Source organism: Sphingopyxis sp. LC363, assembly GCF_000756385.1.
GTDB lineage: Bacteria > Pseudomonadota > Alphaproteobacteria > Sphingomonadales > Sphingomonadaceae > Sphingopyxis.
The window spans coordinates 42356-69069 of sequence record NZ_JNFC01000014.1; the positions used below are offsets into that span (position 1 = coordinate 42356).

General features: G+C 67.2%; 32 protein-coding genes. 6 read left to right on the forward strand and 26 right to left on the reverse strand.

The window, feature by feature from the left end:
* The first annotated feature begins 41 nt into the window (after nucleotides 1-41).
* Complete coding sequence (locus tag FG95_RS07165; protein ID WP_037554940.1) at nucleotides 42-221, forward strand: PspC domain-containing protein; 180 nt, start codon at nucleotides 42-44, stop codon at nucleotides 219-221.
* A 98-nt stretch (nucleotides 222-319) separates the two neighbouring features.
* On the opposite strand, the gene nudC is transcribed toward FG95_RS07165, so the two are convergent.
* Genes nudC through FG95_RS07180 form a run of 3 tightly spaced genes read right to left on the reverse strand, consistent with a single transcriptional unit; the run spans nucleotide 320 to nucleotide 3515 of the window.
* Nucleotides 320-1186, reverse strand: coding sequence for an NAD(+) diphosphatase (gene nudC / locus FG95_RS07170; RefSeq protein WP_037554941.1), 867 nt, complete (start codon nucleotides 1184-1186; stop codon nucleotides 320-322).
* On the reverse strand, nucleotides 1186-2472 hold the full coding sequence (locus FG95_RS07175) for a serine hydrolase domain-containing protein (protein WP_037554942.1): 1287 nt from the start codon (nucleotides 2470-2472) through the stop codon (nucleotides 1186-1188). The genes nudC and FG95_RS07175 overlap by 1 nt, the downstream gene beginning before the upstream one ends.
* Entirely contained in the window at nucleotides 2469-3515 is a 1047-nt protein-coding gene (locus FG95_RS07180) for an A/G-specific adenine glycosylase (RefSeq protein ID WP_037554943.1), read from the reverse strand. The genes FG95_RS07175 and FG95_RS07180 overlap by 4 nt, the downstream gene beginning before the upstream one ends.
* Nucleotides 3516-3774: 259 nt before the next feature.
* Between FG95_RS07180 and FG95_RS07185 the strand changes: the two genes are divergently transcribed.
* The 4 genes from FG95_RS07185 to smc all read left to right on the forward strand — a co-directional run bounded on the left by FG95_RS07185 (nucleotide 3775) and on the right by smc (nucleotide 9620).
* Nucleotides 3775-4371, forward strand: coding sequence for a DUF721 domain-containing protein (locus FG95_RS07185; RefSeq protein ID WP_235211487.1), 597 nt, complete (start codon nucleotides 3775-3777; stop codon nucleotides 4369-4371).
* A 10-nt stretch (nucleotides 4372-4381) separates the two neighbouring features.
* Entirely contained in the window at nucleotides 4382-5098 is a 717-nt protein-coding gene (locus FG95_RS07190; RefSeq protein WP_037554944.1) for a thioredoxin domain-containing protein, read from the forward strand.
* Between the two features lie 38 nt (nucleotides 5099-5136).
* Nucleotides 5137-5874 (forward strand): DsbA family protein, encoded by a 738-nt coding sequence (locus FG95_RS07195; protein WP_037554945.1) that lies wholly within the window; start codon nucleotides 5137-5139, stop codon nucleotides 5872-5874.
* Nucleotides 5875-6176: 302 nt separating this feature from the next.
* Complete coding sequence (gene smc / locus FG95_RS07200) at nucleotides 6177-9620, forward strand: chromosome segregation protein SMC (RefSeq protein WP_037554946.1); 3444 nt, start codon at nucleotides 6177-6179, stop codon at nucleotides 9618-9620.
* A 207-nt stretch (nucleotides 9621-9827) separates the two neighbouring features.
* Here smc and ubiA read toward each other — a convergent pair whose 3' ends face one another.
* From ubiA to FG95_RS07220, 4 genes are all read right to left on the reverse strand, one after another.
* Entirely contained in the window at nucleotides 9828-10736 is a 909-nt protein-coding gene (gene ubiA / locus FG95_RS07205) for a 4-hydroxybenzoate octaprenyltransferase (RefSeq protein ID WP_037554947.1), read from the reverse strand.
* Nucleotides 10737-10806: 70 nt separating this feature from the next.
* Nucleotides 10807-11466 (reverse strand): TadE/TadG family type IV pilus assembly protein, encoded by a 660-nt coding sequence (locus FG95_RS07210; RefSeq protein ID WP_037554948.1) that lies wholly within the window; start codon nucleotides 11464-11466, stop codon nucleotides 10807-10809.
* Entirely contained in the window at nucleotides 11463-12032 is a 570-nt protein-coding gene (locus FG95_RS07215) for a TadE/TadG family type IV pilus assembly protein (protein ID WP_037554949.1), read from the reverse strand. Before FG95_RS07215 ends, FG95_RS07210 begins: the two co-directional genes overlap by 4 nt.
* Nucleotides 12029-13996 carry a TadE/TadG family type IV pilus assembly protein gene (locus tag FG95_RS07220; RefSeq protein ID WP_037554950.1) on the reverse strand — a complete coding sequence of 656 codons (1968 nt, stop codon included), beginning with the start codon at nucleotides 13994-13996 and terminating at the stop codon, nucleotides 12029-12031. The genes FG95_RS07215 and FG95_RS07220 overlap by 4 nt, the downstream gene beginning before the upstream one ends.
* A gap of 202 nt (nucleotides 13997-14198) precedes the next feature.
* Here FG95_RS07220 and FG95_RS07225 point away from each other — a divergent pair, with 202 nt between their 5' ends.
* On the forward strand, nucleotides 14199-14945 hold the full coding sequence (locus FG95_RS07225; protein ID WP_037554951.1) for a 16S rRNA (uracil(1498)-N(3))-methyltransferase: 747 nt from the start codon (nucleotides 14199-14201) through the stop codon (nucleotides 14943-14945).
* A 7-nt stretch (nucleotides 14946-14952) separates the two neighbouring features.
* Here the strand turns inward: FG95_RS07225 and FG95_RS07230 are convergent, their stop codons facing one another.
* The 19 genes from FG95_RS07230 to FG95_RS21335 all read right to left on the reverse strand — a co-directional run.
* Nucleotides 14953-15624: a glutathione S-transferase family protein gene (locus tag FG95_RS07230; protein WP_037554952.1), complete on the reverse strand. Its 672-nt coding sequence runs from the start codon at nucleotides 15622-15624 to the stop codon at nucleotides 14953-14955.
* A gap of 177 nt (nucleotides 15625-15801) precedes the next feature.
* Entirely contained in the window at nucleotides 15802-16452 is a 651-nt protein-coding gene (yihA, locus tag FG95_RS07235) for a ribosome biogenesis GTP-binding protein YihA/YsxC (protein ID WP_052182180.1), read from the reverse strand.
* Nucleotides 16449-18197: a membrane protein insertase YidC gene (gene yidC / locus FG95_RS07240; RefSeq protein WP_037554953.1), complete on the reverse strand. Its 1749-nt coding sequence runs from the start codon at nucleotides 18195-18197 to the stop codon at nucleotides 16449-16451. The genes yihA and yidC overlap by 4 nt, the downstream gene beginning before the upstream one ends.
* A 56-nt stretch (nucleotides 18198-18253) precedes the next feature.
* Nucleotides 18254-18466: a membrane protein insertion efficiency factor YidD gene (gene yidD, locus FG95_RS07245; protein WP_037554955.1), complete on the reverse strand. Its 213-nt coding sequence runs from the start codon at nucleotides 18464-18466 to the stop codon at nucleotides 18254-18256.
* A 166-nt stretch (nucleotides 18467-18632) separates the two neighbouring features.
* On the reverse strand, nucleotides 18633-18980 hold the full coding sequence (gene rnpA, locus FG95_RS07250; protein WP_037554956.1) for a ribonuclease P protein component: 348 nt from the start codon (nucleotides 18978-18980) through the stop codon (nucleotides 18633-18635).
* A 29-nt stretch (nucleotides 18981-19009) separates the two neighbouring features.
* Nucleotides 19010-19144 carry a 50S ribosomal protein L34 gene (gene rpmH / locus FG95_RS07255; RefSeq protein ID WP_037554958.1) on the reverse strand — a complete coding sequence of 45 codons (135 nt, stop codon included), beginning with the start codon at nucleotides 19142-19144 and terminating at the stop codon, nucleotides 19010-19012.
* A 101-nt stretch (nucleotides 19145-19245) separates the two neighbouring features.
* Entirely contained in the window at nucleotides 19246-19554 is a 309-nt protein-coding gene (locus FG95_RS07260; protein ID WP_235211488.1) for a PGPGW domain-containing protein, read from the reverse strand.
* 193 nt (nucleotides 19555-19747) lie between these two features.
* A complete protein-coding gene (locus FG95_RS20485; protein WP_152567598.1) occupies nucleotides 19748-19882 on the reverse strand; it encodes an entericidin A/B family lipoprotein in 135 nt (44 codons plus the stop codon).
* Between the two features lie 141 nt (nucleotides 19883-20023).
* Nucleotides 20024-20803, reverse strand: a complete 780-nt coding sequence (locus FG95_RS07265; RefSeq protein WP_037554960.1) for an alpha/beta hydrolase — start codon at nucleotides 20801-20803, stop codon at nucleotides 20024-20026.
* 134 nt (nucleotides 20804-20937) lie between these two features.
* Nucleotides 20938-21591 carry a glutathione S-transferase family protein gene (locus FG95_RS07270; protein ID WP_037554961.1) on the reverse strand — a complete coding sequence of 218 codons (654 nt, stop codon included), beginning with the start codon at nucleotides 21589-21591 and terminating at the stop codon, nucleotides 20938-20940.
* A gap of 18 nt (nucleotides 21592-21609) precedes the next feature.
* Entirely contained in the window at nucleotides 21610-22119 is a 510-nt protein-coding gene (locus FG95_RS07275; protein ID WP_152567599.1) for a VOC family protein, read from the reverse strand.
* Between the two features lie 21 nt (nucleotides 22120-22140).
* Nucleotides 22141-22635 carry a VOC family protein gene (locus FG95_RS07280; RefSeq protein ID WP_037554963.1) on the reverse strand — a complete coding sequence of 165 codons (495 nt, stop codon included), beginning with the start codon at nucleotides 22633-22635 and terminating at the stop codon, nucleotides 22141-22143.
* Nucleotides 22632-23057 carry a VOC family protein gene (locus tag FG95_RS07285; RefSeq protein ID WP_037554964.1) on the reverse strand — a complete coding sequence of 142 codons (426 nt, stop codon included), beginning with the start codon at nucleotides 23055-23057 and terminating at the stop codon, nucleotides 22632-22634. Before FG95_RS07285 ends, FG95_RS07280 begins: the two co-directional genes overlap by 4 nt.
* 87 nt (nucleotides 23058-23144) lie before the next feature.
* Nucleotides 23145-23939 carry a VOC family protein gene (locus FG95_RS07290; protein ID WP_037554966.1) on the reverse strand — a complete coding sequence of 265 codons (795 nt, stop codon included), beginning with the start codon at nucleotides 23937-23939 and terminating at the stop codon, nucleotides 23145-23147.
* 77 nt (nucleotides 23940-24016) lie between these two features.
* A complete protein-coding gene (locus FG95_RS07295; protein ID WP_037554967.1) occupies nucleotides 24017-24328 on the reverse strand; it encodes a DUF6958 family protein in 312 nt (103 codons plus the stop codon).
* Nucleotides 24325-24879, reverse strand: coding sequence for a GFA family protein (locus FG95_RS07300; RefSeq protein ID WP_052182177.1), 555 nt, complete (start codon nucleotides 24877-24879; stop codon nucleotides 24325-24327). Before FG95_RS07300 ends, FG95_RS07295 begins: the two co-directional genes overlap by 4 nt.
* The gene (locus tag FG95_RS07305; RefSeq protein WP_037554969.1) at nucleotides 24879-25523 is read right to left on the reverse strand and encodes a glutathione S-transferase family protein; all 645 of its coding nucleotides are present in this window, start codon (nucleotides 25521-25523) and stop codon (nucleotides 24879-24881) included. Before FG95_RS07305 ends, FG95_RS07300 begins: the two co-directional genes overlap by 1 nt.
* Nucleotides 25524-25546: 23 nt before the next feature.
* A complete protein-coding gene (locus FG95_RS07310; RefSeq protein WP_037554970.1) occupies nucleotides 25547-25918 on the reverse strand; it encodes a nuclear transport factor 2 family protein in 372 nt (123 codons plus the stop codon).
* A gap of 53 nt (nucleotides 25919-25971) precedes the next feature.
* Nucleotides 25972-26714: DUF1428 domain-containing protein (locus FG95_RS21335; protein ID WP_443027702.1), on the reverse strand; the 743-nt coding region annotated here is incomplete at its 5' end.

The following is a 26714-nucleotide window of genomic DNA, read 5'->3' on the forward strand; positions in this document are numbered from 1 at the left end:
CCCAAAACGCCGGCCAAAAGGCCGGGATCGAAAGGAAAGAAATGAACCAGGGTTTTCGCAAGAATCGCCGTAACGGGATGATCTTCGGCGTCTGCGCCGGGATGGCGGACCAGTTCGGCATCGATGTCTTGTGGACGCGCATCGCCTTTGTCGCACTGACGCTCTTGGGCTTCGGCCTGCCTCTGCTGCTGTACCTCGCCGTCGCGATCCTCGCGCCATAGGACAGCCCGGGCTGGACGCTTTCGAAGCGCACAGTCGCACCGGCCCGCACATTCCCAAAGACCAGGGGCTCACCGGCCGGACCGGTGGGCCCTTTTCATTATGCCGCCCAGTCCTCGAGCAGATAGCGCGCGATCGCCAGCGACGGCGGCGCCATGAAGGGCGCGCCCATGTCTCCGCCAAGCGCCGCGCGCACCTCGGCGCGGTCGACCCACATCGCCGCCTCGATCTCGGTCGTGTCGAGCGTCAGCGCCGGATCCTTCGCCACCGCGCGGCATCCGATCATCAGCGACGAGGGGAAGGGCCAGGGCTGGCTCGCCACATAGGAGACGTCCGAAACATGGATGCCCGCCTCCTCGAACAATTCGCGCGCGACCGCTTCTTCGAGCGATTCGCCGGGCTCGACAAAGCCCGCAAGCGCCGAGAAAAAGCCCGGCGGAAAGCCGCCCTGCCGCCCGACGAGAACGCGGCCCTCGAACTCGGCGAGCATGATCACGACCGGGTCGACGCGCGGGAAATGCTCGGCGTTGCAACTGCCGCAGCGCCGCCCCCAGCCGCCGCGGAACAGGTCGGTGGGCGATCCGCACACCGCGCAGAAACGGTGCCGTGCGTGCCAGTCGACGAGGCTGCGCGCGCCGCCATAGAGCGCGGCCTCCTCGGTCGACAGCAACGGCAGCAACCGCATCACCGTGCGCGAACGCGCGTCGATACGACCCCCCGCCGCTTCGCGCACGAAGCGCGGCGCGCCGGTATCGTCGATCCCGAGCAGCATCAGCGCGCGCTCGTCGGCGGGGTCGAGCGGCTCCCACAGCAACCCGCCGCTCGCCCCCGGAACAAAATCGATCCCGTCGAGCGTCAGGCAGGTCGCGCGCGGATCCGCCGCGGCGGCGGCGAACGCGGCCTCGTTCGTGCGCAACTGGTCGGCGCGGTCGAGCCGAGCGCCGGTAAAACCGAGCGGCAAGGGCATCAGCTCGTCACATCCCTGAAGAAAGTCTCGCCGAACTTGCTCTGGAACGGCACCGCTTCGGGCGGCATGATCTGCGTATAGCCGGCGGCGCGATAGCCGAGCCCGCGGTGGACGAAACCGATCGTCCCCGCGGCGCCCGCCCAGCCGAAAATGCCTTCGCCGCCGGGCGAGGTCGGCAGCGACACGCGCCCGCCCGCGCCGAAACCCTGCCCGTCGATGAAGCTGCCCTTGCGGTCGACGCTGTCGGCGATCAGGTTCGACATCGCAAGCCTTGCGGTTTCGGGTTTCATCACGCGCACCCCGCCCGTGGCGCCTTCCCCCAGCAGCATCGCAAGGAAGCGGTCGTAATCGCGCGCGCTCGACACCAGCCCGCCGCCGCCGAACGGATAGGGCGGGGGATCGAGATAGATCGAACTCGCGGCGGGGTCGAAGGGGATGAGCGCACCGCCGAACGGCGCATAATTGCTCGTGAAGCGCGCGACGTCCTCCGCCTTCACCATGAACCCCGTGCTCGTCATGCCGAGCGGGCCGAACAGCCGCGCCTTCAGAAAGGCGTCGAACGCCTGCCCCGACACGACCTCGATCAGCCGCCCCATCAGGTCGAGGCCGATCGAATAGCTCCATTTCGTCCCCGGTTCATAGACCAGCGGCAGCTCGGCGAGCCGGTCGGCCATGACGGCGAGGCTCGGCGCCGGCGTCACCTCGGCGAAACCGGGGATCGGCAGGCGGCTCGCCTGGCCGCCGACGATGCCCGCACGATCATAGGCCGCCTTGATCGGCCCCTTCTGGATGATGTTGTAGCCGAGCCCCGCGGTATGGGTGAGCAATTGGCGCACCGTGATCGGGCCCCTCGCCGGGCGCACGTCGGTGATCGAACCGTCGGGGGTGTTCTGGACCTTCATATTGGCGAAGGCGGGCAGGAAATCGGCGATCGGCTGGTCGAGCGTCATCTTGCCGTCCTCGATCAGCAGCATCGCCGCGATCCCGGTGACCGGCTTGGTCATCGAATAAAGCCGCCACAACGTGTCGGGACCGACCGGCGTCGGCGACCCGTTCGACTGCACCCCCGCGCCGATGAACACCGGCGCCTCCTGTCCCTTGCCGATCGCGGCGAGCGTGCCGGCGAGTTCGCGGCGGTCGACGAAGCCTTGGATGAACGCGCTGGTCGCGGGATAAAGCGCCGCGCCGTCGGCGCGCCATGCGAGCGCGACGCGCGGCAGCAGCGCGCCCGCGCCCGCCAGCGCCATTCCGCCCATCAACGCGCGGCGCGAAACCATCATGTTCATAAATCCCTCTCCAGCATCTTGTCGGTCAGCTTGCGATAGAGCGTCGGCAGTCCGGCGGCGTCAAGCTCCGCGATCGGCCACCATATGCCTTCCGCTGCGGCATCCGGCGCTTCGGCAGAGGCTTTGGGCGGCGCGTCGCGGCGCACCAGCGCCAGCGTCAGGTCGAAATGGGTGAACCCATGATCGACGCGGACGATTCCCGACTCGGGCGGGGGTTCGTCCGACCAGTCGCCGCCGGGCAGCGCGCGCATCCCGCCCAGCATTCCCTTGTCGGGCCGCCGAACGAGCCAGATCGCGCCGTCGCGCTCGATCCACCAGGCCAGCCCGTGGCGATGCGGCTTCGCCTTCTTCGGCGGCTTGACCGGCAGGCGCTCGATGTCGGGCCGGCCGCGCGCGCGGCAATCGGCCATCACCGGGCAGATCGCGCAGGAAGGCGAGCGCGGCGTGCAGATCGTGGCACCGAGATCCATCAACGCCTGCGCGAAATCGCCCGGCCGCTCGCCGGGGACGAGCGGGGCGAGCGCGGCGCGAATCTCGCGCTTCGCCGTTGGCAGCGGGGTTGTGATCAGCCGGTGGCGCGCGATCACGCGCTCGATATTGGCATCGACGACGACCGCCGGTCGCCCGAAGGCGATCGCCGCGACCGCCGTGGCGGTATAGTCGCCGACCCCCGGCAGCGCGCGCAGCCCCGCCTCGCTATCGGGAAAAATCCCGCCATGATCGGCGACGACGGCGCGCGCGCACGCGAGCAGGTTGCGCGCGCGGGCATAATAACCGAGCCCCGCCCACGCCGCCATGACGTCGGCGTCGTCGGCGGCGGCGAGGTCGGCGACCGTCGGCCAGCGCGCCGTGAAGCGCGCGAAATAGCCCGCGACCGCGGCGACCGTCGTCTGCTGCAGCATCACCTCGGCGAGCCAGACGCGATAGGGATCGGGGCTCTCCGCGCTTCCCGGCGCGATCCGCCACGGCAGGATGCGCGCCGACCGGTCGTACCAGCCGAGCAGGCGGCTCGAAAAGTTCATCGTCTCTATTGCGGCGGTCATATTAAGCCCCTCCCCTTCAGGAGTGTCGGGCCGGTCGGTCCCCCGGACCGACCTGAAACGTCCGGGGGACGTTTCACCCGGCACTGGGTTGGGGTGGGGCCTCTGATCCTTGCGCAAGGCCGCGCGGCCCCACCCGCTGCGACTAGCGAACAAGTTCGCAAGTCTCGCTGCCCTCCCCTGAAGGGGAGGGTCGATTCAGTGTCACCTGCGATAGCGGAAGTCTGGACGCTCACCCCCCGCCTATGGCATGGCCTCCCGCATGACGAAAGAGACGGGAGACGGCCCGCCCGCCAAAAAGGCGAAGGCGAAAGGGGGGGCGAAGGGCGCGGCGAAAGGCGGCGTGAAAACCGCGAAGGCCCCCGCACGTCCCTATGAGCGCCCGCGCGGCGGCGAGGCGCGCGCGATTTCCGACCTCGTCCCCGAAATCGGCCGCACCGCCTTTCGCAAATTCGGCTTCGTCCAGTCGTCGGTGGTCAGCCGCTGGCGCGAGATCGTCGGCGACAAACTCGCCGACGTCACCCAGCCCGCGATGATCCGCTTTCCCGCCGGGCAGAAAGCGGGCGGCACGCTCCACCTGACGATCAGCGGCGCGCACGCGCCGATGCTCCAGCATGTCGCGCCCGACATCATCGCCGCGGTCAACCGCTTCTTCGGCTATGCCGCGATCGCCGCCGTCCGCATGACGCACGGCCAGGTCACCCCCGCCGCGCCCGTTCAGCCGCCGGCAATGCTCAAACCCGTACCCGCCGAACTGGGGGACAGTCTCCGCGACATCGGCGATCCGGAACTCAGGACCGTGCTCGAACGCATGGCCGCCGGCCTCGCGGCGCCGCCCAGGCTTCCGAAAATCAGTTAGGGCCACGATCATGTCCGTTTTTGACGACCCGCTTCTCGACCGCCGCACGGCGGTGCTCGCGCTCTCGGGTGCGGCGCTCGGCCTGATCGCGGCGGCGCCCGCCAAATCCGCTACATGGTCGCAGAGCGTCACGACCAGCCCGATCGGCGCCTTCGTCGCCGGAAACCCCGCCGCGAAGGTCCGGCTCGTCGAATATTTCAGCTACACCTGCCACATCTGCGCCGATTTCGCGAAGGCGGGCTCGCTGCCGCTCAAGACGGGCTATATCGACCGCGGGCTCGTGCTGTTCGAATATCGCAATCTCGTCCGCGACCCCGTCGACATGACCGCGGCGTTGCTGGCACGCGTTGGCGGCGCGAAAGCTTTCGCCGGCAATCACCAGGCGATCTTCGCCGCTTTCCCGGCGACGATCGCCAAGGTCCAGAAAGCCACCGAGGCGCAGAAAAAGAGCTGGCTCGAAGGCACCACGGCCGAGCGCGCGCGGAAGATCGCGGCCGGCACCGGCCTCTTCGCGCTGATGCGCGCGCGGGGCTATTCGCAAACCCAGCTCGACGCCGCGCTCGACAGCGAGGTCGCGCAGGCCGAACTCACCGGCATGACCAACATCGGCCTAAATGCCGACCGGGTCGAGGGCACGCCGAGCTTCTTCGTCAAGGGCCGCAACGCCGAAGTCACCGCTTGGCCCGCGCTCAAATCGAAACTCGACCTCGCGCTCAAGGCCTCTTAAAAGCCCCGCATTCCCCCCTTTGTGGAGAAAGAAAGATCATGACCCTGCTGCGTACCGTCCTCCTGACCTCGATGGGCGCGCTCGCCCTTGCCGCGTGCGGCGAAAGCAAGACCGATCCCGCCAAGGAGCAGGAGGTGGTTGCGAAGGTCGCACCGCCCGCCGGCAAGAGCTGGTCGCAGGTCGTGCGCGTCGACGGCGACGGCGTCGTGATGGGCAACCCCGATGCCCCGATCAAGATCGAGGAATTCGGCGCCTTCACCTGCGGGCACTGCGCGAAATTCACGCAGGATTCGCACGAGGAACTGAAGCGCGACTTCGTCGACACCGGCCGCGTATCGTACAAGCTGACGCCGTTCATGCTCCACCCGGTCGACGCGATCGCCGGTGCGATCGTCAAATGCACCGGCCTCGACCGCTTCTTCCCGCTCGCCGATGCGACCTTCATCGAGCATGAAGCCTTCATCGCCGGCGCGTCGAAGCCGCAGCCGGGGATCGAGGAAGCGATGAAGCTGCCGCCCGCGCAGCGTTTCACCGCGCTCGCCAAGGGCTGGGGGATCGATCAATTCTACCAGCAGCGCGGCGTCCCCGCCGCGACGATCGAACAGTGTCTCAGCAAGGTCGAAAATGTCGAGGCGATCGAAAAAGGCACCAACGCCGGGGTCGAGAAATATCAGATCACCGGCACGCCGACCTTCGTCATCAACGGCCAGGTCGCCGAAGGCATCGCATCATGGGGTCCCTTGCGCGACCGCCTGCGCACGATGGGCGCGCGCTGATACGATCGAGATCCTCCCTGTAGCGCAGCCATGGGGAGGGGGACCGTCCGCGAAGCGGATGGTGGAGGGGCCCCAACGTCGCGTTATTTGCCCCTCCGTCAGCCCGCCGGGCTGCCACCTCCCCATCGCTGCCCCGAAGGGAGTTCATCCTGAGCGGCCGGCCTGCCGGCCAGCCGAAGGGCGGCAGGGAGAATTTGAGCCCCTTGCGACTCCCCCCGCCACGCGGCATGACGGCTGCATGGGGGATATGTGACACCAAGGTTGCACCAGCTCCGATTCGATGAGCTGCCCGGGGGCATCCCGTGCAGATAAAACGGCTGCGCCTCACCGGTTTCAAATCTTTCGTCGAACCCACCGAACTCCGCATCGAACCCGGGCTGACCGGCGTCGTCGGCCCCAATGGCTGCGGCAAGTCGAACCTGCTCGAGGCGATCCGCTGGGTGATGGGCGAATCTTCGCCCAAATCGATGCGCGGCGGCGGGATGGAGGATGTGATCTTCGCCGGCACCTCGTCGCGCCCGGCGCGCGATTTCGCCGAGGTCGCGCTCCATTGCGATACCGAGGGCGCGCTCGTCGCGGGCCTGTCGGATGGCGGCGACGGCGACGATCTCGAGGTCATCCGCCGCATCGAGCGCGGCGCGGGCAGCGCCTATCGCGCCAACGGCCGCGACGTGCGCGCCAAGGACGTCGCGCTGATCTTCGCCGACGCCGCGACCGGCGCGCACAGCCCCGCGCTCGTCAGCCAGGGCAAGATTGCCAACGTCATCGCCGCCAAGCCGACCGACCGCCGCGCGATGCTCGAGGAAGCGGCGGGTATCGCGGGCCTCCACGTCCGCCGCAAGGACGCCGAGCAGAAATTGCGCGCGACCGAGACCAATTTGACGCGCCTCTCCGAAATCGTCGCCGACATGGAGGTGCGCGCGAACGCGCTGCGGCGGCAAGCGCGCGCGGCGGAGAAATACAAGAAGCTCTCGGACGACATTCGCATCGCCGAGGGGCGGTTGATCTACGCGCGCTGGCGCGACGCCGCCGAAGCCGCCGATCAGGCGCGCCGCGACGCCGACGCCGCCGAGGCGGCGGTGAAGGCGGCGCAGGACGAACTCGAAACCATCTCGAAAGCGCAGACCGAGGTCGCGACGCGCGTCGCGGCGGCGCGCAGCGATGCGCAGGCGCAGCGCGACGCGCTCGCCGACGCCACCGCGACGCAGGTGCGATTGCAGGGCGAGGAGCGCGCCGCGCTCCAGCGGCTCGAGGATCTCGCGGCGCAGCAGCGGCGGATCGCCGACGACCGCGCGCACGAGGGCGAACTCGCGCGCGAAGCCCATGCCGCACTCACCGCGCTCGACGCCGAAACCAAAAAGCTCGCACAGGACATCACCGGGCACGACGCGGGCAAGGCCGCGCTCGCCGACGCCAGCCTCGCCGCGCAGGCGCGCCTCCGCGATGCCGAGGTCGCGCTTGCGCAAGCGCGCGCCAAGGCCGCGAGCGAAGCCGCCGACCGGCGCATTGCGGTGTCGGCGGTGGACAGCGCCGAAGCTGCCGTGCGCCGGGTCGCACAGGACAAGGCGCGCGTCGATGCCGAGGTCGCGGCGCTCGGCGACAGCGCCGCGCTCACGGCGACGCATGCCCACAGCGTGCAGGCTGCCGAAGCTGCCGAAGCCGCGATCGCGGCCGCCGAAACCGCGCTGCAGAACGCCGAAGCCGACCGCGAAGCGACCGCCGCCGACCTCGCGAGCGCCGAAGCCGGGCTCGCCGAAGCGCGCGCCGCGCTCGCCGCGCTCGAAGGCGAGGCGACGACGCTCGAACGCGCGCTCGCCGCCGCGCGCAGCGACGACGACCGCATCCTCGACAAATTGCGCGTCGCGCCGGGTTATGAAGCCGCGCTCGCCGCCGCGCTCGGCGACGATCTCGACGCCGGCACCGACCGCGACGCCGCGCGGAGCTGGGGCGGCGCCGATACGGCGAAGGGCGACCCTTCGCTGCCTGCCGGCACCACGCCGCTCGCCGAATATGTAAAGGCCCCCGCCGCGCTCGCGCGCCGTCTCGCGCAGGTCGCGGCGGCCGAAACCGACGCGGGCCAGCCGCTCGCGGTCGGCCAGCGGCTCGTCACCCTCGACGGCGTGATGCGCCGCTGGGACGGCTTCGTCACGCGCGGCGACGGCGCGACCGCGACCGAGCGGTTGCAACGCCAGAACCGCCTCGACGCGCTCGCGGCGCAGCGCCCGCAGGTCGAGCTCGGCGTGCAGGAACTGCGCGACCGCCGCGACGCCGCCGCCGCAAAAGCCGCCACCCTCGCCGACGCCGCCGCGACCGCGCGCAAGGCGCTGGCCGGGGCCGACGAGGCGCGCCGCACCGCGCTGCGCGCCGCCGATCAGGCGCAGGCCGCGCTCGACCGGCACCGCGACGCCGCCGCGCTGTTCGATCGCCGCCTCGCCGAGATCGCCGAAGCGGGACAGGAAGCCGCCGACACGCTCGCGACGCACGAGGCCGCGCTTGCCGCGCTCCCCGACGAGCGGCTGGCGCGCGCCGCGCTCGATGCCGAGGAGGCGGCGACCGAGCGCGCGCGCGCCGACGCGGGCACGGCGCGGGATGCGCTCGCGGCGCACGAACGCACGCTCGCGAGCCTCAGCGAGCGGCAGGCGGTCGTCAGCGCCGAGATCAAGAGCTGGAAAGCCCGCGCGGGCGAGGCCGCGCGCCGCGTCACCGAAATGGACAAGCGCGCCGAGGCGCTCGCCGCCGAAGCCGCCAAGCTTGCCGACGCGCCCGCGAAGCTCGCGCAGCAGCGCGCCGCCGCCGAGGCGCAGCAGGACGCGCTGCGCGACAAGGTCGCCGCCGCCGAAGCGCAGGAGCGCGCCGCCGAGGCCGCGCTCCGCGAAGCCGAAACCGCGCTGAACGCAATCCGCGAGCGCGTCGCCGCCGCGCGCGAAACGCGCGCGGGAGCCGTCGCGCGCTCCGAAAATGCCGAACTCCGCCGGATCGAGATGGGCCGCCTCTCGGGCGAGCGTTTCGAATGCCCGCCGCCGCTCCTCCCGCAAAAGGCGGGGTTCGAAAGTGCGAGCGTGGGCGACGCCAATGCCGAATCGGCGCAGCACGACCGGCTCGTTGCGGATCGCGAGCGATTGGGGCCGGTCAACCTCGTCGCCGCCGACGAACTCGTCGAACTCGACACCGAACGGGAAAGAAACGCAGCGGAGATCGAGGAGTTGACGCAGGCGGTGAACCGGCTGCGCGGCTCGATCGGCAGCCTCAACCGCGAAGGGCGGGCACGCCTGCTCGCGGCGTTCGAGGCGGTGAACGCGCATTTCCAGCGCCTTTTCACGACGCTGTTCAACGGCGGACAGGCGCATCTCGAACTCGTCGATTCGGACGATCCCTTGGAAGCCGGGCTCGAAATCATGGCGCAGCCGCCGGGCAAGCGGCTCGGCACGCTGACCTTGCTGTCGGGCGGCGAACAGGCGCTCACCGCCGTCGCGCTGATCTTCGGCCTCTTCCTCACCAACCCCGCGCCGATCTGCGTCCTCGACGAGGTCGATGCGCCGCTCGACGACGCCAATATCGAACGCTTCTGCGATCTGCTCGACCGCATGGCGCGCGAAACCGACACGCGCTACCTGATCGTCACCCACAATGCGGTGACGATGGCGCGCATGCACCGCCTGTTCGGGGTGACGATGGTCGAACGCGGCGTCAGCCGCCTCGTCTCGGTCGACCTCGGCGGCGCCGAGGAGCTGCTCGCGGCGGAATGATCCTCCCTGCGGCGGAGCCGTGGGGGAGTCGCAGACGGCGCGTAGCGCCAGCGGGACCGCCGCGAAGCGGTGGTGGAGGGGCCGCGACGGCTCGCTATCTGCTCCTCCGTCAGCGGCTGCGCCAAAGGCGCAGTTTATCCTGAGCGCCTGCAAGGCAGCCGAAGGGCCGCTGCCACCTCCCCATCGCTACGCGACAGGGAGGAAAGATCACGGCGCCATCCCCACCACCAGCATCGCGGCGAACACCAGCAGCCCCGCAAAGCGATTGCTCCGGAATTTCGCCAGCGCATCCTCGCCGTTCGCAGGGTCGAGCGTCACCACCTGTCCGGTCAGATGCACCGCCGCGGGCAACAGCGCGGCGAGCGCCAGCGGATCGGGGCGCACCGCCCACAGCGCGCCGCCCCAGCACGCGAGCGCCGCCGCATAGCACATCGCGACCCCGCCCTTCACATGGCTCCCCATCGCGCGCGCGCTCGACTTCACGCCGACCAGCATATCGTCCTCGATATCCTGCAGCGCATAGATGGTGTCATACCCGATTACCCACGCGATAGAGCCGGCATAGAGCAAGGGCAACGCGAGGCCCTGCTGGCCGCCGACCGCGACCCAGGCGACGAGCGCGCCCCAGCTGAACACCAGCCCCAGCCACGCCTGCGGCCACCAGGTGATGCGCTTCATGAAGGGATAGCCCGCGACGAGGATCAGGCTCGCGAGCGCGACGATCTGCGCCGGCCGCGGCAGCTGGAGCAGCACGAGCAGGCCGACCAGCGACAACAGCAGTGTCCAGAGCAAGGCGTTTCGCACCGGCACCGCCCCGCTCGCCACCGGCCGCGACGCCGTGCGCGCGACCTTCGCGTCGAGATCGCGGTCGACGACGTCGTTATAGACGCATCCTGCCCCGCGCATCGCGATCGCGCCGAGCAGCAACCAGAGGAAAAGCGGCCAGTGGCTCACCGCCCCACCGCCGAGCGCGATGGCCCAGGCGCACGGCCAGTAAAGCAGCCACCAGCCGATCGGCCGGTCGAAGCGCGCGAGCAGCGCATAGGGCCGCGCCGCGGCGGGGAGCAGCGCGACGAAACCGCGAAGCTGGCTGTCGGGAGGATGGGTGGCCGTCATCGATGCCCGGGCGATAGCAGGCCCAATGCAGGGAATAAATGCCCGATCGATGTCGTCTGCGCCCGCGCCCTCAGGTGCAGGTGGCCGGAGTGCCGGGTGCCTTGACCCCCGACAGGTCGCGCGCCTCGCGGATATTATAGGCCGCGGTCGACCGGATGGTCTGCGGCCCCAGCCAGGCACCGAACAGCAGCGGCTGATATTGATAGGTGACCTCGACGAACATGATCGCGGTGCCCGCCGCCGCGGTCACCTCGCGGCCCACCGGTCCCATGCCCGGGAAATCGGTCCCCGTCGCGCCGGTGCCTTCGACGCCATAGGCCGATGCGACCTCCATATTGCCGAAACAGCGCTGCCATTTGATCGTCTGCCCGCCATCGTTGTTGCGCTGCAGGCTCGACAGGATGATGCGGCCGTTATTCTCGAAATTCAGCCCCGCAACCTGCCGTTCGGCGCCTTCGAACACCTCGTTGATGTCGACCTCGCGAACCTGTGGCTGCGTCAGATTGCTCCCCGCCGCGATCCGCGCGGCATTGTCGGCGGTGTTGAGCCCGAGCTGGCTGACGCGCGTGTGCGCGAGCGTCAGATTGGCGATCTCGAGCCCGCCGAAGCCGACGAGCACGAGGAAGGGAATGGCAAAGGCCATTTCGAGCATCACGGCACCGCGGGTGCTGCGCGCGAGATGGCGCGCGGCGACCCGCGCCCGGCGGCAAAGGCGCGAAAGCCGGGTCATCCGCACGTCTCCGCCAGCACCTCGCCATCGGCGGCGAAGGGCTGGTTGCGCAGCAGCGTCGTCGAGGTGAGCGTTTTGGATTGCGGCTGTCCCAGCATCTGCCACACCGGCAGCACGCGGTCGAAACGCATCGACACCGTATATTGGACGACGTCGTCGGCGCCGCCATTGCCCTGCCGGCCGCCATCCTCCCAGCAATCGTCGGGCGAGGGGTCCTGGACGCCGTTGCCGTTGGTGTCGACCCAGCGTAGCGGCCTGATATCGCTGTAATCGTCGAAAACGCGGCGGTTGAAATTGACCGTGGCGTTCTTGAACACCTTCTTCACTTCCGCTTCGACCTTGTCGTCGAGTGCCTGCTGGTCGGCGGCAAAGCCTTCGAGCGTTGCGTCGCGGCCCGCCTTGGCGACCACGCCCTGCAACACCTGTTGCGCATACATCTGCCAGCAATAATCGAAGATGCCGAGCAGGATCAGCAGGAAGACCGGCGCGGTCAGCGCGAATTCGACGAACGCGGTGCCGCGCTCGCTTCGCCGCAGCCGGCGGAGCAGGGTGCGCCCGCCGGTCATTGCGACAGCCTCAGCTTGGAAATCTGCCGCGCGATCGCCTGGAACTGCTCGTTGAGCTCGGCGGCGTTGTCGGCCTCGAAAGCCTCGCCCGAGGAAGCACAGCTGTTCAGATTGCTGTTGCTGCCCACGCCGAAGGACACAACCCAGATCGTGATGCCGCGCTGGCGCGCCGCGCGGCACAATTGCACGAAGCGGTTGTTGTGGCGTGCGGTGAGCAGCGAGTTATCGGTCGTGGCCGAACCGCTGATGCGCTGCATCAGATATTCATAACCTTGGAACGTCAGATTCTGCCAGTTCGGGGCCATCGCACCGTCGGTCATGAAGACGATATGGCGGCTGATCGGCCGATTGTTCGGCGCCGTCGCATTTTCGTCCGCGAACAAGCCGCTTGGCGATAGCAGCCGGGCGCCCCAGATCATGCCGGCATCGTGATAGGTGCCGCCCAAAGGCTGCAGCGACTGGATATAGGTGTTGAAGGCGGGGCGATCATCCTTGTCCATCTCGGTCAGCTTCATCGCTTCGACCGGGCAGGCGCCCCAACCGCTTGACGCGTGATAACTATAGTTTTGCCAGTTGCCGCCGGATACGTTCGAGCTTGCGATGGTCCGAACGCCCGTCCCCGAAGGCACGGTACCCAGGTTGGTGGCGCGATGATAGGAGATTTCCGGAAGCAGAATCCGCCAGCGGCTGTTTTCATCGTTTGGAACGAGGTCAATGTCCATGTCGAGCGCGGAGTCGGACGCCGACGACGACGCCCCGAAGGGCGACGTGCGGCGTTCGATCACGCAGCCGCTCCAACTGACGCTCTGCAAAGCGCCCGAATCGCCCGTATCGACGCTGATCGTCCCGCCGTTCTTGGCGCTGCTCACGTCGAACAGGCGGTCTTCATAGCGATACTGGCTGAAAAAGGACGTCGAGCTGGGAGCCGGCGAGGCCGTGTGGTCGAATGTCACCGTGCGGCGTTGCAGCCAGCAGGTGTCGTCCGACGAATTATAGTTGTAGCGATAGTTGAAATAGCGGTGCTGTGTGCCGGCGACGGTGACATAGCGGCGCGTGCCGTTGCGGTCGACGACCCGCGCCGTCCGATTCATATTCTGGGCATCTGTCAGCGCCGGCATCGTGTCGGCCGGCGCAACGACGGCCGAACAGGCGGTGCTGTTCGTAAAGCCGCTGATCGGCAGAAAATTCTCCCATGCGCCGTTGGTGGTCGTGCCCGTGGTGACCGACGTGGGCGGATTGGTGCCGCTCCAGTCATAGCGGATGACCGGCGAGCGTGAAGGCAGGATGGTAAAATCCGACAGCCAGTCGGGATTCTCTTCGCGAAGAATCGCGCCGACATTCGCCGTCGAGCTATAGGGCACCACGCCGAAGCGCAGCCGCCCGTCACCGATATCGGCCGTCGTCAGCGTGTCGAAAAAGTCCATCGTCGCATCTTGGAGCGCCGTGATGCGGTTTACCGTATCGCCCGAATTGGTTTGCGCCATCGATCCCGTGACGTCGAGCACGAGCATGACATCGACGTTCGAGATTTCGAGCTTCGCCGTGCAATTGGCCGACAGGCGGAACTGGTCCTTGCCGAACAGGAACATCAGCTCGGTGGGCAAAGCGGCCGAGGCCTGTCCGGCGACGTCCGACGCGTTTATGGCTTGCGAGGAGAAGAGAATGCCCGACGCGCCATATTTGGCCTCGGGAAAGTTGAAGTTGAACATCTTGTTCGCTTCGGCCTGCGCCGCGTCCGAATAGGTCGCGCCGCCCATCGCGCGCCGTCCGGCGAGCACGCCCGAGTCGCACGCCTGCTGCAGGCGCAGCTGCGTCATATAGGCGCGGCCGATGTCGACCGCCGACCCGACGATGCCGATCACCGGTATGATCGCCGCCGCGGTCAGCATGAAGGCGTTGCCGCGCTGGTCGCTCAGAAGCGCTTTGGCACCGGCGCGCAGCCGGCTGATCCAGGTCCCTCGCATGGTCAAACCCCTCTTCGGCCCGCGGCGCCCCCACCAGTTGGGCCGCTGGTATCCTCGCACCTAGGGGGGAACTGCTTACCAAATGGCTAATCGGCGCGGCGCGGCAGGGCCCGGATCGGCGCTTTTGCCCCGGATCGGGACAGGCTGTCCCATCTTGCGGCAAAAGATGCACGACAGGCCGCCATCTGCTATCGCGCGCACCATGCCCGCGACTCCCGCCTGGCCGCCCGCCAGCACGCCCCGCCTGTTCATCGACCAGCCGCTCGCCCCCGACGCCGCGCCCGCGATCGACGGGCCGGCCGCGCATTATCTGCTCGGCGTCATGCGGCTGAAGGCGGGCGATCCGGTGCTCCTCTTCGACAACCGGAGCGGCGAATGGCTCGCGGTCGTCGCCGACGCCGCGAAACGTTCGCTGACCTTGAGGATCGAGCGGCAGACGCGCCCGCTCGAGCGCGTGCCCGACCTTTGGCTCTGTTTCGCGCCGGTGAAGAAGGCGCGGCTCGACTGGATCGTCGAAAAGGCGACCGAACTCGGCGTCGCGCGCTTGCAGCCGGTGATCACCGAACGCACGATCGTCGAACGCGTCAAGAGCGAGCGGATCGAGGCGCAGATCGTCGAGGCGTGCGAGCAATGCGGCCGCACCGCGCTTCCCGAACTGGCGCCGCCGGTCAAACTGCCGCAGCTGCTGAAGGGCTGGCCTGCGACGCGCGCGCTGCTCTTCGCCGACGAAGCCGGGGGCGTCCCGGTCGCCGACGTCGCGGCACCCGCGCCCGCGGCGATCCTCACTGGTCCCGAGGGCGGCTTCACCGACCGCGAGCGCGACATGCTCCTCGCCCACGCCGCGGTGCGCCGCATCGCGCTCGGCCCGCGCATCCTGCGCGCCGAAACCGCCGCGCTCGCCGCCGTCAGCCTGTGGATGGCGCAGCACGGCGACTGGGCGGGCGGATAGGCGGTCCCTAGCCCTCGACCGGCCCCTCGAACTGCTCGATCACCCAATCCTCGGCCTGCGCGCCGCCGATCCATTCCTGCATGCACGGATGGCTGATCACCGCCTGCGCATAGGCGGCGGCGAAGCGCGGCAGCGGAATCGAATAGGTGACGAAGCGCGTCACCACCGGCGCGAACATGATGTCGGCCGCCGACCAGTCGCCGAAGAGGAAATCGCCCTCGCCGCCGAACCGCGCGCGCGCCTCGGCCCAGATCTGGAAGATGCGCACGACATCGGCCTGCACTTCGGGCAGCAGCTCGGCCGCGGGGTAGATGCGCCGGATGTTCATGCTGTGCTCGCGGCGCAACGCGGCGAAGCTCGAGTGCATTTCGGCGGCCATCGACCGCGCCATCGCGCGCGCCGCCATGTCGTCGGGCCAGAAATGCTTCGTCCCGCCGGTCTTTTCGTTGAGATAATCGACGATCGCGAGGCTGTCCCACACGACGATATCGTCGCCGTCCCACAATATCGGCACCTTGCCGCCCGACGGCGCGAACTCGTCGCCCTCGCGCCGGTTCGACCAGTCCTCGTCATAGAGCGGGACGGTGACTTCCTCGAACGGCAGCCCGCTATGCTTGACCGCGAGCCAGCCGCGCAGGCTCCAGCTGGAATAGGCCTTGTTGCCGATGAAGAGTTTCATGGGGTCTCCTTAAACCCCCTCTCCCCTTGGGGGAGAGGGTTGTGCAGGCTTGGCAGCTTGCTGCCTAGCCGAAGCTGGGTGAGGGGTGTCAACCGCCGCCTGCATACCCTCATCAGGTTACGGTAGCGGACAAGTCCGCAACCTGCACCATCCTCTCCCGCAAGGGGAGAGGAGCGTTTATGACTCCACCGCCTCCAGCACCGCGGTGCGCAGTTCGGCGATCCCCATGCCCTTTTCGCTGCTCGTCGCGATCACCTGTGGGTGCGCGGCGGGATGCTTGCGGGCTTCGGCTTCGGTCGCGGCCTGTACGGCTTCAAGTTCGGTCGCCTTGATCTTGTCGGCCTTGGTCAGCACGAGCCGGTAACTCACCGCCGCAACGTCGAGCATCTCGAGCACCTCGCGATCGACGTCCTTGATCCCGTGGCGACTGTCGATCAGCACCAATGTCCGTTTCAAGACCTGCCGCCCGCGGAGGTAATCATTGACGAGGAAGCGCCATTTCTTGACGATATCTTTCGGCGCCTTGGCAAAACCATAGCCCGGCATGTCGACCAGCCGGAACACCAAAGGCGAACCCACGTCGAAATAATTGAGCTCCTGCGTTCGCCCCGGCGTCACCGACGTGCGCGCCAGCCCGTTCCGGTTCGTCAGCGCGTTGAGCAGCGACGATTTGCCGACGTTCGATCGGCCCGCAAAGGCGATCTCGGGCACGCTCGGGCTCGGCAGATGCTGGAGCGCGGGCGCCGATTTCAGAAAGGCGATCGGGCCCGCGAACAGCTTGCGCGCCCGCTCCGCCCTGTCCTCTGCGCCCGGATCGATCGCGCTCACTTCGCCGGCGCCGCCCGCAGCGCCGGGAACTTGCGGTACATCCACTGCTGCTGCCCGATCGACAGGATATTGTTGGTGATCCAGTAGAGGAGCAGGCCCGCCGCGAACGGCGCCATGATGAACATGAACAGCCACGGCATGATCTTGAACACCTGTTGCTGCACGGGGTCGGTCGCCTGCGGGTTGAGGCGGAACTGCAACCACATGGTGATGCCCAGGATCACCGCGAGCACGCCGATCGACAGGATCGACGGCGGGGTGAAGGGCAAGAGGCCGAACAGGTTCAAAATGTGCAGCGGATCGGGCGCCGACAGATCCTTGATCCACAGGATGAACGGCTGGTGCCGCATTTCGATCGTCAGCATCAGCACCTTGTACAGTGCATAGAAGATCGGGATCTGGATGACGATCGGCAAACAGCCCGCGAGCGGATTGATCTTCTCGTCCTTATAGAGCTTCATCAGCTCCTGCTGCATCTTCGGCTTGTCGTCCTTGTGGCGTTCCTGCAGCGCCTTCATCTTCGGCTGGACGAGGCGCATCTGCGCCATCGACGAGAATTGCCGGTTCGCGATCGGGAACATCAGCAGGCGGATGATCAGCGTCAGCGCCATGATCGCGACGCCGAAATTGCCGACCATGCGGAACAGCCAGTCGAGCAGCTTGAAGATCGGGACCTCGAAAAATTCGAACCAGCCCCAGTCGATCGCGTTCGACAGGCGCGTGATGCCTTCCTTGTCCTGATATTGCGACAGGATGCTGACTTCCTTGGCGCCGGCGAAGATGCGGCTCGTCGTCGTCACCTGCGTGCCGGGCGCGATCTGGCGGAAGTCGCGCGCGAACAAAGTCTGGTAATTGTTCGCGGCGGGCGAACTGATCGCGGCGGTCACGCGCTCGCCCTTCGCCGGGACGATCGCGGCGAGCCAATATTTGTCGGTGAAGCCGAGCCAGCCCGCCGAATTGTATCGCACGGTGCGGTTCGTCGCTTCCTCGACATCGTCATAATCGGTGTCGAACACCGACTTGCCGTCGAGATAGCCCGTCGGGCCGACGTGGATCGTCCAGCTGTCGACTTCGTGCGGGTCGGTCGGCTTGCCGAGCCGGTCGATCAGCGCAAAGCTGCTCGCATTGACCGGGGCGGTGCCGGTGTTGGCGATTGTCTGCTTCGCGGTGATCAGGTAATCGGCATCGATGCTATATTCGATGCGGAACGTCTGCCCGGTCGCGTTCGACCAGCTCAGCGTTACCGGCGTCGCCGGGGTCAGCTTCGCACCGCTCGCGGTCCACACGGTGTTCGCGTTCGGCACCTCGATGCCCTGCGCCGACCAGCCGAGGCTCGCGAAATAGGCGGCCTCGGTCCCGCCCGGCGCGAACAGGCGCACCGCGGGCGAATCCTTCTTGATCGTCTGGCGATATTTGCTGAGCGTGATGTCGTCGATGCGCGCGCCGACGAGGTTGATCGACCCCTTGATCGCGGGGGTTTCGATCGGAATACGCCGGCCTTCGGCGAGCACCGCGTCGACCGGGCGGATCGTCTGCGCGGCGGGCGCACCCGGGGTAGGCAGCGCGCTCGGCTGGCCCTGCGTCGCGGGCGTCGCTGCGGGCGCCGCGCCGTTTGCGCCCGCGACCGTCTCGGTCACGTCGGGCGTGTCGGGGGTCGGAAAATATTTCTCCGAAACGAAGTTCCAGCCGATCAATATGGCCACCGACAGCAAAATCGCCGCGATCAGGTTACGCTTGTCGTCCACGCTCTTCGGTCTCTCTTCGTCTCAAAAATATCGGGGATGATGCCGGCGCCGAAGGCCTATGGCACCGGGTCATAGCCGTGGCCCCCCCAAGGATGGCAGCGCAATAGCCGCTTTGTCGCCAGCCAGCCACCCTTGATCGCACCATGGCGCTGGAGCGCGATAATCGCATATTCGCTGCACGACGGCGCATAGCGGCAGGTGGGGGGAAGGATGCGCGACGGACCAAGCTGCCAACCGCGCGCGATCAGGATCAACAGGCGGGCGATCATGCAGGAAGCCCGGAAAACGGTGGAAGTTTATTCGCGATTGGCCCCACTTCGTCACCCCGGACTTGATCCGGGGTCCATGCGGCGCCGGTGGCAATGGACCCCGGATCAAGCCTGTCCTGGGCGTTGTCGAAGGGTCCGGGGTGACGATAAGAGGCAGTGGGCGTAATCACGACGCCTTCGCCGCCAGCTTCTTCGCCGCGCGCTTCAGCGCCGAATCGAGATGCTCGCCCAATTCGGCAAACGGCATGTCGTTCGCCCCCGGGCGGCCGATCAGCACATGGTCGGCGCCGGCGATTCCCGCCTCCGGCAGCGCGGCGCGCGCGAGTTCGCGAAATCGCCGCTTCATCCGGTTGCGCGTGACCGCGTTGCCGACCTTCTTGCTGACCGTATAGCCGATGCCCAGCGCATCCTCATCGTCGCCGCGCGGACGGACGAGCAGGACGAAGCCGGGCATGGGAAAGCGAAGGCCGCGGTTCGCGGCCAGAAATTCGCTACGTTTTGAAAGCGTTCGCACCAGACGCGCTGGCGGCGAAGCGTGGGCGATCAGGCCGACAGCTTCGCGCGGCCACGGGCGCGGCGGGCGGCCAGGACCTTGCGGCCGCCGACGGTGGCCTTGCGGGCGCGGAAGCCGTGACGGCGCTTGCGCACGAGGCGGCTCGGTTGATAAGTGCGCTTCATCGCGGTTTTCCCTAGATCTCGTCAAATGCTGCAACAGAAAAGGGCCGCCAAGCGTGGGCGGCCACTGTTGAGGGCGCGGATAAGCAAGAGTCGGTGGAAAGTCAATCGCCATCTAGCTTGTCCAGCGCGGCGCGCGCCCGGCGCCGCGCGGCGCTGACGCGGCGCATGATCCGGTCGGCCCAGTCGCCATAGCGGGGGTGGCGCCACTTGAAGCGCACATAGGCGCGCTTGGCCCACGCACTGTTCTGCAGGCAGAGCATGAGGCCGAGCGGAAAGACGATCAGGAATCCGGGTCCCGGCAACGGCCCGATCGCGATGCCCGTGATCATCAGCAATATGCCGAGCGCGAACAAGGCGGTGCGCATCTGCGCATTCGACCGCAATCGTTGGTAGAGGCTCCGCTTCGCCATAGGGGGCGATGTGGGGGAGACGACGGCGTGTTACAAGGCTAAAGCAGCTCGGCGCGAGGTGGCGACGACCGCGAACGGCGGTTTTGGGGCGGGTTTCAGTCATCCCCCTCCCGCAAGCGGGAGGGGAGACGGCAATAATCGGCCGATAACGGCGATCCGCGAACGCCGGTTCACGCCGATTTGTTCACGCCGCCTAGCAATTGCCTTCAACGCCATCGGCACAGTCGCCAACCGATTCAACGTCTTTTCCGGCACCTTCAACGGTGTTGCAGGCCGACAAAAGCAGCATCGAGCTGCCAAGTGCGAAAATGGTCAGAAGCTTTTTCATTGTCTCTCTCCGACGGCGAGGGCGAACTGCCCTCCATTGAGCCGAAACGGCTGTTCGCAGCGATCGTTCCGCTGCGCCGGCGTCACGCTGGCCGAAGCGTTCCAAATGATCGTCAGGCTGGGAAAGGGGCTGCGACGCTATTCAGTCGAGCGTGACGAAGCGCGCCATATCGTCGCGCGTCAGGTAACGGACGTCGTCGAACGGCGTCGCGTTGGTCAGCGCGTAAAAGGCGCGCGCCTTCGCGCCATCCATCCCCATTTCACGGTAATAGCCCAGATATTCGGCGTGAACCGGGTCGTTCGCGGGATAGTCGTTCGCCTCGCGGCCATATTCGTCGGCCCAGCTATGCACGCCGAATTCGGCGTCGGGCGCCGCGCGGCGCGTGACGCCGGCAAGCCACAGCTCGACCGCGCCCGAGCGGATCGATCCGCCCGCGGGCACCACCGTCTCCATCCCCTGCCGCCGGATCGCGCGCGCGAGGATCAGATTGGCCTCCTCGTCGAGGCTGCCGGGGCAATCGACCATCTCGAGCCGCCTCAGCCCCGGAAAGGCGGCGAGCATCGCCGCGAACTGGCGCGGGCTCGCCGAGGTGACGTCGCCCGCCATGCGAACCGTCGATGCGTCGATGACCGAAAACGGCCCGAACCGCGCCTTCGCATGGCCCAGCGTCGTAAGCGTGGCGGCGGGGGCATAGCGCCGCGTCGCGGCGAACTCGGCATCGTCGGCCAGCGCCTCGTCATCCAGCAGTGCGGCGTCCTCGTCGATAGTGTCCGCGCCCGCGTCGTCGCCCTCGTCATAGGTCCACGTCGTCACCGTCGTCGTGATCGTCACGACCTGCTGTGCGTGCGCCGGCGCGAACGCCAGCACCGCCGCCAAAGCGGCGACGATCAGCGTGCGAAGAAAGGCGGACGGCGAACCCATGGCCCCGCTTTCGCGCGGGCGCGATGATCAATTGGCAAACGGGCAGCGTCAGCACGCCGTTAACCCCGTTTCGGGACGGCGGCACGAACCCTTATCCCGTCATCCCGGCGAAGGCCGGGATGACCAAGATGAGATCAGTCGCGGTCGGGCGCGCCGAGCGGGAAGAAGGCGCGATACGGCCGTGCATCCTCGACGCAGCGCGAAACCGACGGATGCGCGAGCAGCCGCGCGCGATAGGCACGCAGATTCTCGTGCCGCTCGGGGATCGGATGCACCCAGTCGGCATAGAAAAGCGATGGCGCCGCCGCGCAATCGGCCAGCGTGAAGCCGTCGGGCGTCGCCCAGCCGCCGCCCGCCAGCTCCTTGTCGAGCCAGCCATAGACGCTCCCGAGCGCCGCCTTCGCCTGATCGACGATCATCGGCACATGATTTTCGGGCCCGCGCAGCGCGTCGGCGACCACCGCCTGCATCCGCGCCATCACATGATTGTCGAAGATGCGGTCGAAGAAGCGCACCCTCAGCGCCGCCCCGAAATCGGCGGGGATCAGCCGCGGTTCGGGCACCAGATGGTCGAGATATTCGATGATGATCGACGATTCGAAATAAGGCACCCCGTCCGCGACGAGCAACGGAAACTGTCCCACCGGCCAGTGCGCCTGCAATTCCTCGCCATGCTGCGGCGCGTCGGGCCCGATCACGCGATAGTCGAAATCGACCCCCTTCTCGTAAAGCGCGATCAGCACCTTCCACGTATAGGAAGAGAAGGGGTGTCCATAAAAAATCAGCATCGATTGCCTTTCCTCTGGCTACGCCGCGCCGACGGTTTCGCCCTTCAGCGCCGCCTCGATCTTCGCGATTTCGATCTTCTTCATCGTCATCATCGCGTCCATCGCGCGCTTCGCCGCGGCGCGGTCGGGGTGGGTCATCGCGCGCGTCAGCACGCGCGGGGTGATCTGCCAGTTGACCCCCCATTTGTCCTTGCACCAGCCGCACATGCTTTCGGCGCCGCCGTTGCCCACGATCGCGTTCCAGTAACGGTCGGTCTCTTCCTGCGTGTCGGTGTTGATCACGATCGAAAACGCCTCGTCCTGCTTGAACGCGGGCCCGCCGTTGATCGCGATGAAGGGCACGCCCATCACGGTGAATTCGACCGTCAGCACATCGCCTTCCTTGCCGTCGGGAAAGTCGCTCGGCGATCGGTTCGCCGCGACGAATTCGCTGTCCGGAAAGGTCGCGGCATAGAATTTCGCCGCCGCTTCGGCGTCACGATCGTACCACAGGCACATCGTGACCGGTTCGCTTCCTTCGCTCATCATCCTTCTCCCTTGTCGCGGCCGTCAGGCGACCGCTTCGCCGCGCACCGCGGCCTCGATCTTCGCGATGTCGATCTTCTTCATCGTCATCATCGCCTCGAACGCGCGCTTCGCCGCCGCGCGGTCGCTGCCGGTCGTCGCGTCGGTGAGCGCGCGCGGGCAGATCTGCCACGAGACGCCCCATTTATCCTTGCACCAGCCGCACACGCTTTCCTGTCCGCCATTATCGACGATCGCGTTCCACAGCCGGTCGGTCTCTTCCTGCGTGTCGGTATGGACCTGGAACGAGAAGGCTTCGTTGTGCTTGAAGATCGGCGGGCCGTTGAGCCCCACGCACGGCGTGCCGAGCAAAGTGAACTCCACCGTCTGCACATCGCCTTCCTTGCCGCCCGGCGAATCCGCCGGCGCGCGGTTGACCGCGCCGACTTTGCTGTCGGCAAAGGTCTTCGCGTAAAAGGCCGCGGCCTCCTCGGCATCGCCTTCGTACCAGAGGCAGAGCGTCATCGGCGTCTTGGTCATGCGTCTTCTCCTTTCAACGGGTGGCCGATCGACCAGAGATGGCCGAACGGGTCGCGCACCTGCGCGTAGCGGTCCCCCCAGAACATATTTTCGGGCGCCATCACCGACACCGCCCCCGCGGCGATCGCGCGGTCGTACCAGCTGTCGGCGTCGTCGACCTGCAGATGGAGCACGACGGACGCGGGCTCGGATGCCGGGCCGCCCGTATATTCCGGAAAATCGTCGTGCATCATCAGCGACGCGCCGTTGATATGGACATGCGCGTGCATCAGCCGCTCGCCGTCGTCGGCGGGAACGCGCACGACTTCGGTCGCGCCAAACGCCTTGGCGTAGAAGTCGATCGCCTCCTTCGCGCGCCGGTCGCGGATCGTGATGTGCGGGGTCAGGCCGCCGGTCGGCGCGGTATTCGCGGGGTTCGCCATCGTCTCTCTCCTCTTCCTGTGGGTTCAGTCGTCGTATCGCAGGCTCGGATACCAGTCGGTCCCGCCCCGCCCCCTTGAAGGTTCCGGTTATCGGCGCGGGCCGACGAGGCCGAAGGCGGCGCCCTGCGGGTCGATGCCGTTCATCGCATATTCGCCGCCGGGAATTTCCATCGGCTCGCTGGTGACGGTGCCGCCGTTCGCGGTCACCGCGGCGTGCGCGCGGTCGATGTCGTCGACGCCGATGTAGAAATTCCACACCGGCACCGGATAGCCTTCCATCAGCGGCATCACCGCGCCGATCATCACCTCGCCGCGCTGGAGGAAGCGATAGGAACCGAGCGGCCCCATATCCATCGCGCCCTCCTGCCCCCAGCCGAAATGCTTGCGGTAAAAGGCGATCGCCGCGTCGGAGTCGCTCGTCGCGAGCTCGTTCCAGCGCATATGCTGCGCCTCGGTCACCGAAAACACGTCGCTCTCTTGTGTCTCCATCCCTTCGGGCGGGATCGGATCCATGACATAGAAATGCGCGCCCTGCGGGTCCGACACCATCGCGATGCGTCCGACGGGCAGATCGGTCGCGGGCATATGCACCGCGCCGCCGTCGGCCTTGATCGCCGCGAGGGTGCTATCGACGTCGTCGACCTCGAGATAGCCCATCCAGCCCGGCCGCGCGCCGCCCGCAAGCATGTCGGCGCCGAGCGCGAGTACTCCGCCGGCATTGCCGCCGTCGCCGCGCACGATCATGCGATAGTCGACGTCGCCCGCCGCGGGATCGCGTGTCGCGGCGATCGTCCAGCCGACCACCGCGCCGTAAAAGCGCGCCGCGCCCGCGGGGTCGGACGTCATCAATTCGTACCAGATGAAGTTCGATGCTTTGCTCATCGTCTCTCTCCTCAGATGTCGGGGCGTGGGTCAGCGGGAAAGCCAGTCGCCGCGCCCGTCCTGCACCTCCTGCTTTCCTATGGCCGGTACAACCGCAGCGGCTTCGTATTTTCGCGCGCGAGCGTCCCGCGCGCCTCGAGGTCGAGCTGAACGCCCTTCAGCCACCAGCCCGCCTTCGCACCGCCGGGGAACAGCGCATCGGGCAGCAACGGCAGCACGCCTTCCTTGACCTCGGCGACAGTCAGCCCCGGCTGGCCTTTCGGCACCGCCGCGAGCAGCGCCTCTTTCATCGCGTCATATTTCGCCTTGTCGACATTCAGCGCGAAGCCGGGGCTGGTTATGCTGCGCATCTCGACGCGTTCGACGGTTTTGGCGATATTCCTGCTCATTGCGCAAATCCCTTCGTCGCTTCCAGCGGCGGGGCGCGAAAGCCCATCGCCGCCCAGGCCTTCAGCAGCCGCCACATGAACTTGCCCGACGGCGTCCGGTAATTGGGGATGTCGCCGGGCAGCTCGACACCCGCGGGCCGGTCGCCGACGATCGTCCGCATCTCGGCCGCCGGCCGCTCTTCTGCGGCGATGCGGTCCGAATAGACGCTGAGCCAATGCCCCTTGGTGAATTCGAGCGCGATCGGCGCATTGCAACAACGCGCGACGAAGCGCCGCGTCGGCGACTCGGGTTTCAGCCGGTGCGCCTCCAGTTCGTCCGATCCCGACAGCCATAGGAGGCGGTCCTTGCGCATCAGCACATAGGGCGTGCCGCCATCGGCGCCGACGACGGCGGGCGCGCCCGGTGCCGCCTCGAAGCCACGGCCCGCCTCCTGACAGCTATGGCAGTAACAGGTCGCCGCGACGATCGGCTTGCCGGAAAGCTCCAGCGTCACCGCGCCGCACCGGCACGATGCGATGCGCTTGATGTCAGGCTCGTCGGCGCGGGCCATCACGCCGATGCTTCCAGCGCGGCCATGCCCTCGGCGATCGTCACCGGCGCCTTGGCGCGCGCATACATCGACTTCAGCCAGGCGCGGAGCGCGGGAGCTTCGTCGAGAAGCCCTTCTTCGTTCGCCCAGTCGAGCGTGAAGGCGGCGTTGAAATCGGCCACGGTGACCGCGCCGCCGACGATGAAATCGCGTCCCTGCATATGCTGTTCGAGCACCGCGATCATCCGCCGGCCGTCGCGCTTAGCCAGCGCGATCTCGGCTTCCGATTTCTCGTCCTCGGCATAGAGGAAGCTGTGCAGGGCGACCCGCCACAGCGGCGCCTCGATCTCGGTCATCAGGAAGAACAGCCAGTGGTGCATGCGCGCGCGATCATCGGCCGTCTCGGGGATCAGCCCGCCGCCCGGAAAGCGGTCGCCATATTTATCGGCAAGATAGAGCTGGATCGCCGCCGATTCGCTGATCACCAGATCGCCGTCGACCAGCACCGGCAGCTTTCCGGCGGGGTTGAGCGCGAGAAATTCGGGGGTCCGGTTTTCACCGGCGCCGATGTCGATGGGGACGATCTCATGCGCGAGGTCGAGTTCATTGAGCAGCCACATCGCGCGCAGCGCGCGGGTGGGGGGAGTGCCATAGAGTGTGATCATCTTTTGGCCTTTCAAATCCTTGATCAGGGATTCTTGTGCTGGCCGGGCGCCGCATCATGGGGGATCGACCAGCCGAAATAGACTTCGACCGCATGGATACGCCCATCCCGGATCGCGAAGATTTCGGTGTTTCGGCTGGCGCGCCCGTCCTTCATCCGGCCGACATAGGTCAGCAGGGCTTCGTTCCCGGACTCGATCGCGCGGACGATATCGACTCCGGCCATTCTTTCGTGATTGGGCCAGCAAAGCGTGAAATATGTCTCGCGGCCGATCCCATTGTCATAGGGGCTGGTAAAGACCAGATCGTCGGCGATCAGCGCCTCGATGGCGGCGCGATCGTCGTCGACATAGGCCTGAAATGCAGCCTTGGCGACCTCGGTGGGGGATTTGGCCATGGTTCGTTCCTTCGGGGGGCGAGGCGCGACGGGCCTGCCGCCGCGCCCTCGTTTCACGCCTCGACGATCGGCGCGAAGCCGCCATAGATCATGCGCTTGCCGTCGAACGGGTTGGTCGCGGGATCATTCTTCATCCGCTCGTCGGTCATCATCTTTTCCCAGCCGGCGACCCGCGTTTCCTTGTCGGGCCATTCCACCCAGCTGTAGACGACGCTCTCGCCATCCTTCCTGTGCGCGGCGCGGGCATAGTCGGTGACCTTGCCGTCGGGAACGTCGTCGCTCCACGCCTCGACGACGCGCGTCGCGCCATAATCGCGGAACACTTCGGAAGCCTTTTGTGCCATCGTGCGATAGGCGTCCTTGTTGCCGTCGGGGACGGGAACGATATAGCCGTCGACATAGCCCATCTTGCCGTCCGCGGCGTCGTCGACGATCGAATCGAAACCGCCGATGATCATGCGTTTCGCGTCGAACGGCATCGCTTCGCCCATGCTCTGCATCCGGGGATCGCTCATCATCTTTTCGTTCGCGGCGTCGCGCGTCGCCTTGTCGGGATATTCGAACCAGCTGAACACGACGGTCTCGTCGGGCTTCGCCTGCACCGCGCCCTTGAAGTCGTTCACCTTGCCGTCGGGAACATCGTCGCCCCAGCATTCGACCATGCGGCTGACGCCGAATTCCTTGAACAGCGGCGCCGCCTCGGCGGCATGTTTGCGATAGGCTTCCTTGTTGGCGGTCGGCACCGCGACCACAAATCCTTCTACATAGGTCATCTTGTCTCTCCTTGGGGGGCGGG

Excerpts from the sequence above, each read along its gene's own strand:
- FG95_RS07165 (WP_037554940.1), top strand. The coding sequence starts at position 42 with ATGAACCAGGGTTTTCGCAAGAATCGCCGTAACGGGATGATCTTCGGC.
- nudC (WP_037554941.1), bottom strand. The coding sequence starts at position 1,186 with ATGCCCTTGCCGCTCGGTTTTACCGGCGCTCGGCTCGACCGCGCCGAC.
- FG95_RS07175 (WP_037554942.1), bottom strand. The coding sequence starts at position 2,472 with ATGAACATGATGGTTTCGCGCCGCGCGTTGATGGGCGGAATGGCGCTG.
- FG95_RS07180 (WP_037554943.1), bottom strand. The coding sequence starts at position 3,515 with ATGACCGCCGCAATAGAGACGATGAACTTTTCGAGCCGCCTGCTCGGC.
- FG95_RS07185 (WP_235211487.1), top strand. The coding sequence starts at position 3,775 with ATGACGAAAGAGACGGGAGACGGCCCGCCCGCCAAAAAGGCGAAGGCG.
- FG95_RS07190 (WP_037554944.1), top strand. The coding sequence starts at position 4,382 with ATGTCCGTTTTTGACGACCCGCTTCTCGACCGCCGCACGGCGGTGCTC.
- FG95_RS07195 (WP_037554945.1), top strand. The coding sequence starts at position 5,137 with ATGACCCTGCTGCGTACCGTCCTCCTGACCTCGATGGGCGCGCTCGCC.
- ubiA (WP_037554947.1), bottom strand. The coding sequence starts at position 10,736 with ATGACGGCCACCCATCCTCCCGACAGCCAGCTTCGCGGTTTCGTCGCG.
- FG95_RS07210 (WP_037554948.1), bottom strand. The coding sequence starts at position 11,466 with ATGACCCGGCTTTCGCGCCTTTGCCGCCGGGCGCGGGTCGCCGCGCGC.
- FG95_RS07215 (WP_037554949.1), bottom strand. The coding sequence starts at position 12,032 with ATGACCGGCGGGCGCACCCTGCTCCGCCGGCTGCGGCGAAGCGAGCGC.
- FG95_RS07220 (WP_037554950.1), bottom strand. The coding sequence starts at position 13,996 with ATGCGAGGGACCTGGATCAGCCGGCTGCGCGCCGGTGCCAAAGCGCTT.
- FG95_RS07225 (WP_037554951.1), top strand. The coding sequence starts at position 14,199 with ATGCCCGCGACTCCCGCCTGGCCGCCCGCCAGCACGCCCCGCCTGTTC.
- FG95_RS07230 (WP_037554952.1), bottom strand. The coding sequence starts at position 15,624 with ATGAAACTCTTCATCGGCAACAAGGCCTATTCCAGCTGGAGCCTGCGC.
- yidD (WP_037554955.1), bottom strand. The coding sequence starts at position 18,466 with ATGATCGCCCGCCTGTTGATCCTGATCGCGCGCGGTTGGCAGCTTGGT.
- rpmH (WP_037554958.1), bottom strand. The coding sequence starts at position 19,144 with ATGAAGCGCACTTATCAACCGAGCCGCCTCGTGCGCAAGCGCCGTCAC.
- FG95_RS07260 (WP_235211488.1), bottom strand. The coding sequence starts at position 19,554 with ATGGCGAAGCGGAGCCTCTACCAACGATTGCGGTCGAATGCGCAGATG.
- FG95_RS20485 (WP_152567598.1), bottom strand. The coding sequence starts at position 19,882 with ATGAAAAAGCTTCTGACCATTTTCGCACTTGGCAGCTCGATGCTGCTT.
- FG95_RS07265 (WP_037554960.1), bottom strand. The coding sequence starts at position 20,803 with ATGGGTTCGCCGTCCGCCTTTCTTCGCACGCTGATCGTCGCCGCTTTG.
- FG95_RS07270 (WP_037554961.1), bottom strand. The coding sequence starts at position 21,591 with ATGCTGATTTTTTATGGACACCCCTTCTCTTCCTATACGTGGAAGGTG.
- FG95_RS07275 (WP_152567599.1), bottom strand. The coding sequence starts at position 22,119 with ATGATGAGCGAAGGAAGCGAACCGGTCACGATGTGCCTGTGGTACGAT.
- FG95_RS07280 (WP_037554963.1), bottom strand. The coding sequence starts at position 22,635 with ATGACCAAGACGCCGATGACGCTCTGCCTCTGGTACGAAGGCGATGCC.
- FG95_RS07285 (WP_037554964.1), bottom strand. The coding sequence starts at position 23,057 with ATGGCGAACCCCGCGAATACCGCGCCGACCGGCGGCCTGACCCCGCAC.
- FG95_RS07290 (WP_037554966.1), bottom strand. The coding sequence starts at position 23,939 with ATGAGCAAAGCATCGAACTTCATCTGGTACGAATTGATGACGTCCGAC.
- FG95_RS07295 (WP_037554967.1), bottom strand. The coding sequence starts at position 24,328 with ATGAGCAGGAATATCGCCAAAACCGTCGAACGCGTCGAGATGCGCAGC.
- FG95_RS07300 (WP_052182177.1), bottom strand. The coding sequence starts at position 24,879 with ATGGCCCGCGCCGACGAGCCTGACATCAAGCGCATCGCATCGTGCCGG.
- FG95_RS07305 (WP_037554969.1), bottom strand. The coding sequence starts at position 25,523 with ATGATCACACTCTATGGCACTCCCCCCACCCGCGCGCTGCGCGCGATG.
- FG95_RS07310 (WP_037554970.1), bottom strand. The coding sequence starts at position 25,918 with ATGGCCAAATCCCCCACCGAGGTCGCCAAGGCTGCATTTCAGGCCTAT.